Source organism: Brevibacterium sp. SIMBA_078 (assembly GCF_046534565.1).
Lineage (GTDB): Bacteria > Actinomycetota > Actinomycetes > Actinomycetales > Brevibacteriaceae > Brevibacterium.
On sequence record NZ_JAWRYQ010000552.1, the window covers coordinates 1 to 238 of the forward strand.

General features: G+C 37.4%; 1 protein-coding gene. It reads left to right on the plus strand.

The genetic code is table 11. The annotated features are described in order from the left end of the window. The coding region (locus tag SB749_RS20760; protein ID WP_410711982.1) for a hypothetical protein at positions 1–238 on the plus strand (238 nt) is incomplete at both ends.

The window sequence follows — 238 nt, forward strand, 5'->3', positions numbered from 1 at the left end:
GCAAACTTGGTATTTATAGCACTGGCAAGTGTGTTTATTAGTATGGTGTTTAGAGTACTACTAACCGATTACAGTCCGTTCATTCAACGCTATGGATTTGTTATTGCGTTTACAATTGAATCTTTATTACTAGCTATTGCCGTCGGCAGACGAATTCAAAGGTTAAGTTATGCAAAAAAACAAGCTGAACGACACGCTAACTTTGATCACTTATGCCATATATACAATCGTCGCGGTT